Origin of the sequence: Xanthobacter autotrophicus (genome assembly GCF_029991245.1) — a bacterium.
GTDB lineage: Bacteria > Pseudomonadota > Alphaproteobacteria > Rhizobiales > Xanthobacteraceae > Xanthobacter > Xanthobacter autotrophicus_C.
Genome location: NZ_JAIVFO010000165.1, coordinates 1 through 9,370, shown reverse-complemented (window position 1 = coordinate 9,370; position 9,370 = coordinate 1). Strand labels below are relative to the sequence as shown.

General features: G+C 67.1%; 9 protein-coding genes. 8 read left to right on the top strand and 1 reads right to left on the bottom strand.

Annotation, left to right across the window (positions count from 1 at the left end):
* Nucleotides 1–325: 325 nt before the first annotated feature.
* Genes rpmH through yidC form a run of 3 tightly spaced genes read left to right on the top strand, consistent with a single transcriptional unit; the run spans nt 326 to nt 2,938 of the window.
* Nucleotides 326–460 (top strand): 50S ribosomal protein L34, encoded by a 135-nt coding sequence (gene rpmH / locus K9U41_RS19945; protein ID WP_012113946.1) that lies wholly within the window; start codon nt 326–328, stop codon nt 458–460.
* A 28-nt stretch (nt 461–488) separates the two neighbouring features.
* Nucleotides 489–1,112 (top strand): ribonuclease P protein component, encoded by a 624-nt coding sequence (gene rnpA, locus K9U41_RS19940; protein WP_282642600.1) that lies wholly within the window; start codon nt 489–491, stop codon nt 1,110–1,112.
* Nucleotides 1,109–2,938, top strand: a complete 1,830-nt coding sequence (gene yidC / locus K9U41_RS19935; RefSeq protein WP_282642599.1) for a membrane protein insertase YidC — start codon at nt 1,109–1,111, stop codon at nt 2,936–2,938. Before rnpA ends, yidC begins: the two co-directional genes overlap by 4 nt.
* A gap of 181 nt (nt 2,939–3,119) precedes the next feature.
* Here the strand turns inward: yidC and K9U41_RS19930 are convergent, their stop codons facing one another.
* Nucleotides 3,120–4,079: a LysR family transcriptional regulator gene (locus K9U41_RS19930; RefSeq protein WP_282642598.1), complete on the bottom strand. Its 960-nt coding sequence runs from the start codon at nt 4,077–4,079 to the stop codon at nt 3,120–3,122.
* Nucleotides 4,080–4,174: 95 nt separating this feature from the next.
* On the opposite strand from K9U41_RS19930, the gene K9U41_RS19925 reads away from it, so the two are divergent.
* The 5 genes from K9U41_RS19925 (at nt 4,175) to K9U41_RS19905 (ending at nt 9,133) form a co-directional block, all read left to right on the top strand.
* Nucleotides 4,175–5,641, top strand: a complete 1,467-nt coding sequence (locus tag K9U41_RS19925; protein ID WP_282642597.1) for a form I ribulose bisphosphate carboxylase large subunit — start codon at nt 4,175–4,177, stop codon at nt 5,639–5,641.
* An 11-nt stretch (nt 5,642–5,652) separates the two neighbouring features.
* Entirely contained in the window at nt 5,653–6,054 is a 402-nt protein-coding gene (locus tag K9U41_RS19920) for a ribulose bisphosphate carboxylase small subunit (protein ID WP_282642596.1), read from the top strand.
* Between the two features lie 75 nt (nt 6,055–6,129).
* The gene (gene cbbX / locus K9U41_RS19915; RefSeq protein ID WP_282642595.1) at nt 6,130–7,083 is read left to right on the top strand and encodes a CbbX protein; all 954 of its coding nucleotides are present in this window, start codon (nt 6,130–6,132) and stop codon (nt 7,081–7,083) included.
* A gap of 76 nt (nt 7,084–7,159) precedes the next feature.
* On the top strand, nt 7,160–8,221 hold the full coding sequence (locus tag K9U41_RS19910) for a class 1 fructose-bisphosphatase (protein WP_282642594.1): 1,062 nt from the start codon (nt 7,160–7,162) through the stop codon (nt 8,219–8,221).
* A 36-nt stretch (nt 8,222–8,257) separates the two neighbouring features.
* The gene (locus K9U41_RS19905) at nt 8,258–9,133 is read left to right on the top strand and encodes a phosphoribulokinase (RefSeq protein ID WP_282642593.1); all 876 of its coding nucleotides are present in this window, start codon (nt 8,258–8,260) and stop codon (nt 9,131–9,133) included.
* Nucleotides 9,134–9,370 lie beyond the last annotated feature (237 nt).

Below are 9,370 nucleotides of genomic sequence, written 5' to 3'. Positions count from 1 at the left end.
CGCCGGTATTCTGCCCCGGCGCCTTGCCCCCTCCCCCGCAAGCGGGAGAGGGAGTTGGCCGGGTCGGGGTTGGAGAGCGGGGTTCACCGGCGCTTCTTTTCAAACTGAGACCTGCCTCCCGCACGCTCCGGATTGACGCGCGGGCTTCCCGCCCCTATAAGCCGACCCCGAACTCAGGCGGCTGCGGCGGCCGGAGCCCAGCCCTCATTGCTCGCATCGAACTCGTTTTCGAGCCGCGCGAGCGGGCACCGGCGACAAGCGCCGGCGCAGCTTCGCTGCTGGGGTCCGATGCCACAAGCCACGCAAGATACCCGGAGACTTGACCGTGAAGCGCACCTATCAACCCAGCAAGCTCGTGCGCAAGCGCCGCCACGGCTTCCGTGCGCGCATGGCGACCCGCAACGGCCGCAAGATCATCGCCGCCCGCCGCAACCACGGCCGCCAGCGCCTGTCCGCCTGAGGGGTGGACATTCGCGGAGCTGCCCAGCTTGGATCATCTCCGCAAACGCCGTGACTTCCTCGCAGCCGCCAAGGCCGAACGGGCCGGGGCGACTTCGTTCCTGATGCAGGGCCGCGATCGCGGCGATGCCGGGACGGTGCGCGTGGGCTTCACGGTCACCAAGAAGACCGGCAATTCGGTGGTGCGCAATCGCATCCGCCGCCGTCTGCGCGAGGCCGTGCGCCGGGTCCTGCCCGAAACAGGCCGGGCCGGCTTCGACTACGTGCTGGTGGCGCGCGAAGCCGCGCTGCGGACCCCCTTCGAAACTTTGGTGCGTGAGATCGAGCGCAGCGTGCGCAAGGTCAACACGCCCAAAGTGCAAGGGGCGAAGGTCCAGGGGCCCAAGGTCCAAGGGGGCAAGGTTCACGGGGGCAAGGTTCACGACCCCAAGACGGATGCTCCCAAGACTGATGCTCCCAAGACCGGCGCATCCAAGGCCGATGCACCCCAGCCCGATGCTCCAAAGTCCAATGCTCCGCACGGCGTCCGCAAGGCGGAAGGCCGGCCGGAGCACCCCGCGTCCACCGGAGGGGCCGGCGCCGCGGCCGGCGCGATCACCCCCCCATCCGACGACATTAAGCCGACGCCCGCCGACGGAGGCCTTCCGGCATGAGTGACAACCGCAACATGTTCATCGCCATCGGCTTGTCGCTGGCGATCCTCATTGGCTGGCAGTTTTTCTTCGGCATTCCACAGGCCGAGCGCCAGCGCCAGGCGGCCGAGCAGCAGCGCATCGCCCAGCAGGCGCAGCAGCAGCAGACCCCGGGCGCAGCGCCCGGCACGACACCCGGGGCCACACCCGGCTCCGCCGGTGTGCCGCAGGCGGGGAGCCCCGTCCCGGCGCGGCCCCTGACCCGCGAGGAAGCCCTCGCTTCGACCCCCCGTACCGCCATCGAGACGCCGCGCCTCAAGGGCTCGATCGCGCTCAAGGGCGGCCGCGTGGACGACCTGCTGCTCACCGAGTATCACGAGACGGTGGACCCCAAGAGCCCGAACATCGTGCTCCTGTCCCCCTCCGGCGCGCCCCATCCCTTCTATGCGGAATTCGGCTGGACCGCGGCCGCCGGCACCGGCGTCAAGGTGCCCGGACCCGACACCGTGTGGACCGCCAGCGGCACGCTGACCGAGACCACGCCGCTGACCCTCACCTGGGACAATGGCGCGGGCCTGATCTTCCACCGCACCTACACCATCGACGACCACTACATGTTCGCGGTGAAGGACGAGGTGGAGAACAAGACCGGCGCTCCGGTCACGCTCTATCCCTATGCCCTCGTCTCGCGCCATGGCATTCCCAAGGTCGAGGGCTTCTACATCCTGCACGAGGGCCTCATCGGCGTGCTCGGCGAAAGCGGGCTGCAGGAGATCACCTACGCCAAGATGGACAAGGAGAAGCCCCTCACCTTCGCCGCCACCGGCGGCTGGCTGGGCATCACCGACAAATACTGGGCGGCCACCGTCATCCCCGACCAGAGCGTGAAGGTGGACGCCAAGTTCTCCACCTCCACCTTCGCCGGCAGCCAGACCTTCCAGGCCGACTATCTCGCCGCCCCCCTCACCGTGGAGCCCGGCGGTACCGTCGCCGCGCGGGGCCAGCTGTTCGCCGGCGCCAAGGTGGTGCAGGTGGTGGACGGCTACAAGACGCGCTACGGCATCGACCGCTTCGACCTGCTCATCGACTGGGGCTGGTTCTACTTCATCACCAAGCCGCTGTTCCTCGCCATCGACTGGCTCTATCGCCTGGTGGGCAATTTCGGCGTCGCCATCCTGATCATCACGGTGATCCTGAAGGGCATCTTCTTCCCGCTCGCCAACAAATCCTACGCCTCCATGGCGAAGATGAAGGCGGTGCAGCCGGAGGTGACCACCATCCGCGAGCGCTACGCCGACGACAAGGTGAAGCAGCAGCAGGCGCTGATGGAGCTGTACAAGAAGGAGAAGATCAATCCGGTGGCGGGCTGCCTGCCCATCCTCATCCAGATCCCGGTCTTCTTCGCCCTGTACAAGGTGCTGTTCGTGACCATCGAGATGCGGCACGCGCCCTTCTTCGGCTGGATCCGCGACCTCTCCGCCCCCGACCCCACCACCATCTTCAACCTGTTCGGGCTCATTCCGTGGGATCCGTCCTCGGTCCCGGTGGTCGGCTCCTACCTCATGCTGGGCGCCTGGCCCATCATCATGGGCGTCACCATGTGGGTGCAGATGAAGCTGAACCCGGCCCCGCCGGACCCCACCCAGCAGATGATCTTCAACTGGATGCCCATCATCTTCACCTTCATGCTGGCCCATTTCGCCGCCGGCCTGGTGATCTACTGGGCGTGGAACAACACGCTCTCGGTGAGCCAGCAGGCCATGATCATGAAGCGCCACGGCGTGAAGATCGAACTGTGGGACAACATCAAGTCGGCCTTCAAAAAGAAGCAGCCGGCCAAAAGCTGAGGGCTTGTCGCCGAGGGTTCCGGCCTCTCGCACCCCGAAAGAAAAGGCGCCGCGCCCCCATGGAGCGCGGCGCCTTTCTTTTGCGGCGGCAGCCCTTTCAGGTCCTCACCTGGAGGCCAACGGTCCCGGTCTGCGACCGGTGCCGAGAGGGTTCCGCTCAGGTGCCGCGCGGGCCTGATCCTCACGCCGCCGGCTTCTGCGGCAGGAAGCAGCGGCCGCCCTCGCCTTCCGGCATCTGCGGCAGGAAGCTGCCGCCCTCCCGGGCGAGGAAATCCAGCAGCGCCCGCCCCGCCGGCAGCAGGCGCTTCTCCTTGGCCCGCACCACCAGCCACTGGCGCACCACCGGCAGGCCCTGCACCTCCAGCACCTTGAGCCGCCCGTCCGCCACCTCCGCCGCCACCGTGTGGGCGGAGATGAAGCTGAGGCCCAGCCCCGCCATCACCGCCTGCTTGATGGTCTCGTTGGAGCCGATCTCCATGGCGATGGCCGGCTGGGCCACGCCCGCCTCCTCGAACACCCGCTCCATGAGGATGCGGGTGCCCGATCCCGGCTCGCGCACCAGCAGCGGTTCCTTCGCCAGGTCCGTGGGCGAGATGCGCCGGCCGATGAGGCGGTGCTCGGGCGGGGCGATGACCACATGGGGATGGTCGCCGAGGATCTGGGTCTCCGCCTCCAGCTCGGCCGGGGGGCGGCCCATGATGCCCACGTCGAAATCAAGGCTCATGAGGCCGGAGATGATCTCCTCCCGGTTGCCGATCATGAGCTTCAGCTCGATCTCGGGCCGGCGCTTGCGGAACGCCGCCAGAGCCATGGGCGCGAAATATTTCGCGGTGGAGACCACCCCCACCACCACCGAGCCGCGGTCGGGGCTTTTCAGCGCCGAAATCGCCCGCTCCGCCTCCTGGAGGGCATGGGCGATGCGCTGCTGGGCGGCCAGAAGCTCCGCACCAGCGGCGGTCGGTCGCAGCCGGCCGTCGACCCGCTCGAACACGGGAACGCCCAGGTCCTCCTCCAGCGCCTTCATCTGCGCGGTCACCGCCGGCGGGCTCAAACCCATGTCTTGCGCGGCTTTGGCATAGGAGCCTGAGGCCGCGGCAAGGGCCACCAGGCGCAGCTGCTTGAGGGTCCAGTGGGAGGCCATTTCAGATTTCCTGAATGCTTAGTTCATATCATTCAAATTTACCTAAATCCGGCGATGGAGCAAGGTCCCTCCAACAAGCAAGGAGGGCCGCCATCATGGGTGCCGACGCCGCCATCGGGCAGATCAAGGACGCCAAGAAGAGGTACGCCGCCGGCGTGCTCAAGTACGCCCAGATGGGCTATTGGGACGGCGACTACCAGCCGAAGGACACCGATGTCCTGGCCCTGTTCCGCATCACGCCCCAGGACGGCGTGGACGCGGTGGAAGCCGCCGCGGCCGTCGCCGGCGAAAGCTCCACCGCCACCTGGACGGTGGTGTGGACCGACCGCCTCACCGCCGCCGACATGTACCGCGCCAAGGCCTACAAGGTGGAGCCGGTGCCGAACCAGCCGGGCCAGTATTTCTGCTGGGTGGCCTACGACCTCGACCTGTTCGAGGAAGGCTCCATCGCCAACCTCACCGCGTCGATCATCGGCAACGTCTTCTCGTTCAAGCCGCTCAAGGCCTGCCGCCTGGAAGACATGCGCCTGCCGGTGGCCTATGTGAAGACCTTCCGCGGCCCGCCCACCGGCATCGTGGTGGAGCGCGAGCGCCTCGACAAGTTCGGTCGCCCGCTGCTGGGCGCCACCACCAAGCCCAAGCTCGGCCTGTCCGGCAAGAACTACGGCCGCGTGGTCTATGAGGGGCTGAAGGGCGGCCTCGACTTCGTGAAGGACGACGAGAACATCAACTCGCAGCCCTTCATGCACTGGCGCGACCGCTTCCTCTACTGCATGGAGGCCGTCAACAAGGCCCAGGCCGAGACCGGCGAGGTGAAGGGGCACTACCTCAACATCACCGCCGGCACCATGGAAGAGATGTACCGCCGCGCCCAGTTCGCCAAGGATCTCGGCTCCGTGGTGGTGATGGTGGACCTCATCGTGGGCTGGACCGCGATCCAGTCCATCTCCAACTGGTGCCGCGAGAACGACGTGCTGCTGCACATGCACCGCGCGGGCCATGGCACCTACACCCGCCAGAAGGGCCACGGCATCTCGTTCCGCGTCATCGCCAAGTGGCTGCGCCTCGCCGGTGTCGACCATCTCCACACCGGCACCGCGGTGGGCAAGCTGGAAGGCGACCCCATGACCGTGCAGGGCTACTACAACGTCTGCCGCGAGACCGTGACCAAGACCGACTACACCCGCGGCATCTTCTTCGACCAGGACTGGGCGGGCCTGCGCAAGGTGATGCCGGTGGCCTCCGGCGGCATCCATGCCGGCCAGATGCACCAGCTCATCGACCTGTTCGGCGAGGACGTGGTGCTGCAGTTCGGCGGCGGCACCATCGGCCATCCCGATGGCATCCAGGCCGGCGCCATCGCCAACCGCGTCGCGCTGGAAACCATGATCCTGGCCCGCAACGAGGGCCGCGACATCAAGAACGAGGGTCCTGAAATCCTCATCGAGGCCGCCAAGTGGTGCGGTCCGCTGCGGGCCGCCCTCGATACCTGGGGCGAGGTGACCTTCAACTACGCCTCCACCGACACGTCCGACTTCGTTCCCACCGCGTCCGTGGCCTGAGGAGAGGAACCATGCGCATCACCCAAGGCACCTTCTCCTTCCTGCCCGACCTCACGCCGGCCCAGGTCCGCGCCCAGGTGCAATATTGCCTGGACCAGGGCTGGGCGGTCTCGGTGGAACACACCGACGACCCGCACCCGCGCAACACCTATTGGGAAATGTGGGGTCCGCCCATGTTCGACCTGCGCGACGCCGCCGGCGTCGTCGGCGAGATCGACGGCTGCCGCAACGCCTTCCCCACGCGCTATGTGCGGGTGAACGCCTTCGACTCCACCCGCGGGTGGGAGACGGTGCGCCTGTCCTTCATCGTCCAGCGCCCGCCGGTGGAAGACGGCTTCCGCCTGGAGCGCACCGAAGGTCCCGGCCGCAGCCAGCACTATTCCATGCACCACCGGCAGTATTCCGCCGGCTGATCCAACCGCTTCACGTCTTTACCGCTTCACCAGCGCGGCCGTTCCCACCGCGCAACTTAAGCCGAGGTTCGAGCGATGCTCAACACAGCCTTTTCCGCACCGACCGCCGCGTTGCCGGCCGAGGCCGCCGAGGGCAAGCTCGACCTCGGCGCTCTCTTTACCGAAAGTGAAGTGCCTGAATTCCTCGCCGAACTGGAGGCCGACCTCATCGGCCTCAAGCCGGTCAAGCGTCGCATCCGCGAGATCGCGGCCCACCTCGTCATCGGCCGCGCCCGCGAAACGCTGGGCCTGACCTCCGGCGCGCCGACCCTGCACATGGCCTTCACCGGTAACCCCGGCACCGGCAAGACCACGGTTGCCCTCAAGATGGCGCAGATCCTCCATCGCCTGGGATATGTGCGACGGGGTCATCTTGTCTCGGTGACGCGGGATGATCTCGTGGGTCAATATATCGGCCACACGGCACCGAAAACAAAAGAGATTCTTAAGAAAGCCATGGGCGGGGTCCTCTTCATAGACGAGGCTTATTATCTGTACCGGCCCGAGAACGAGCGGGATTACGGTCAGGAAGCCATCGAGATCCTGCTCCAGGTCATGGAAAACCAGCGGGACGATCTGGTCGTGATCCTCGCCGGCTACAAGGACCGCATGGATCGCTTCTTCGAGAGCAATCCCGGCTTCCGCTCGCGCATCGCCCACCATATCGACTTCCCCGACTACGAGGACGCCGAGCTGGTCTCCATCGCCAGGACCATGGCGGAGGCGGCGGACTACACGTTCAGCCCCGAGGCCGCGGTGGCGCTGGAAGAATACGTCTCCAAGCGCCGCACGCAGCCCAATTTCGCCAATGCGCGGTCCATCCGCAACGCCCTCGACCGCATGCGCCTGCGCCTGTCGCTGCGCCTGTTCGAGGACGGGGGCCTCGCCGATCGCGCCGCGCTCTCGACCATCACCGAAGGCGATATCCGCGCCAGCCGTGTGTTCTCGGGGGGCATCGATGCCCCCGACTACAAGCCCCGCAGCGAATAACGCTGAGGGACCAAAAACACCGATGACGGCCCGCCGAACGGGTCGCGCGGAGAAGACCCTCAGGGAGACGACCGCCATGCCAACCGCCGATCATCGCGCCGCACCCGGAATCACGCTTGCCTGCGCGCTCGAGGAATGGGCGGGCGAGGACGCCCGCCGCCGCGATGTCGCCGCGACCCTCACCGCGCTCGCCGCAGGCACCATCCAGCTCGCCCGCGCCATCGCCGAGGGGCCGCTCGCCGGCGACCTCGCGCGCACCCTCTCGTCCGGCGAAGCCGGCGAGGGCCAGAAGGCGCTCGACATCATCTCCAACGACATGGTCATCGACGCCCTGCGCAAGGCTCCGGTGGCCGCCGTCGCCTCCGAGGAGAACGACGCGCCAGTGCTGCTCGACCCGGCAGCCCCGCTGCTGGTGGCCATCGACCCGCTCGACGGCTCGTCCAACATCGACACCAACATCTCGGTGGGCACCATCTTCGCCGTGTTCCCGCACCAGGACGGCACCGACGCGGCCAGCGTCACCGCCTTCCTGCAGAACGGTCGCGACATGCTCGCCGGCGGCTATGTGATCTACGGGCCGCACACCGCGCTGATGCTCACGGTGGGCGCGGGCACCTGGCACTTCGCCCTCGACAAGGACGGTACCTTCCGCCTAGTGAACGCGGCGGTGCGGGTCAAGGAAGGCGCGGCCGAGTTCGCCATCAACATGTCGAACTACCACCACTGGGACGATCCGATCCGCGCCTATGTAGACGATTGCCTGGCCGGCAAGAAGGGCCCGCGCGAGCGCGAGTTCAACATGCGCTGGGTGGCGTCCATGGTGGCGGATGCGCACCGCATCTTCCAGCGCGGCGGCATCTATCTGTATCCCGGCGACAGCCGCAAGGGCTACACCCACGGCCGCCTGCGCCTGCTCTACGAGGCCTTCCCGGTGGCCTTCCTGATGGAGCAGGCCCAGGGCTCGGCCATCGACGGGCGCGGCTCGATCCTCGACCTGTCGGCCACCGGCGTGCACCAGCGCGTGCCCTTCATCTTCGGCTCGCGCGACGAGGTGGCCCGCGCCGCCCGCTATCACCTGGAGCCCTCGGGCCACGGCGAGCGCTCGCCGCTGTTCGCGCGGCGCGGCCTGTTCATCTGATCCCGGCAGCCAAGACACAGAAGAGCCGAGCACTCCATGTCCATCAAGCATCCCATCATCGTCGTCACCGGTTCGTCGGGCGCCGGGACGACCTCCGTGAAGCGGACCTTCGAGCAGATCTTCTACCGCGAGAAGGTCAAGGCCGCCTTCGTGGAGGGCGACGCCTTCCACCGCTACAACCGCCTGGAAATGCGTGAGCTGATGGCCGCCGAGGCGACCAAGGGCAACCGCCACTTCAGCCATTTCTCCCCCGACACCAACCTGCTCGACGAGCTGGGCACCCTGTTCAAGGACTATGGTTCAACCGGCGCCGGCCGCACCCGCCACTATGTCCACGACGCCCAGGAAGCCAAACTCTACGGCGCCGAGCCCGGCAACTTCACCGACTGGGAAGACGTGGGCGCCGGCACCGACCTGTTGTTCTACGAAGGCCTGCACGGCGCGGTGGTGACCGACGACATCAACCTCGCCCAGCATGCCGACCTGAAGATCGGCGTGGTGCCGGTGATCAATCTCGAATGGATCCAGAAGATCCATCGCGACAAGTCCACCCGCGGCTATTCCACGGAAGATGTCACCGACACCATCCTGCGGCGCATGCCCGATTACGTGCGCTACATCTGCCCGCAATTCACCGAAACCGACATCAACTTCCAGCGCGTGCCGACGGTGGACACCTCCAACCCGTTCGCCGCGCGCTGGATCCCCACGCCGGACGAATCGATGGTGGTGATCCGCTTCCGCGACCCCCACGGCATCGATTTCCCGTACCTGCTGTCGATGATCCACGACAGCTTCATGTCGCGGGCGAATTCCATCGTCATCCCCGGCAACAAGCAGGATCTCGCCATGCAGCTGCTGCTGACGCCGCTGATCATGAAGCTGATCGACCGGAAACGCCGCGCCGGCTGAGACACCTTCGGCGCCGGTCGAAGACCGGGGCCGTCGGGATGAGGTTCACGCTTCCCCTTCCCCGCGCCGGGGGAAGGGTGAGGGGGAGGGCGGCATGTCCGGGAGCCTAGCCTTAGGGGTATCCCGGACGCGTGGCTGCCGCCCTCCCCGCCTCCCCTTTGCGGCGACACGACTTTCCTCCCCGCGCAGGGGAGACCCGCGAGGGGGCCTGGTGCCACCTCCCCCGCGATGCCGGAC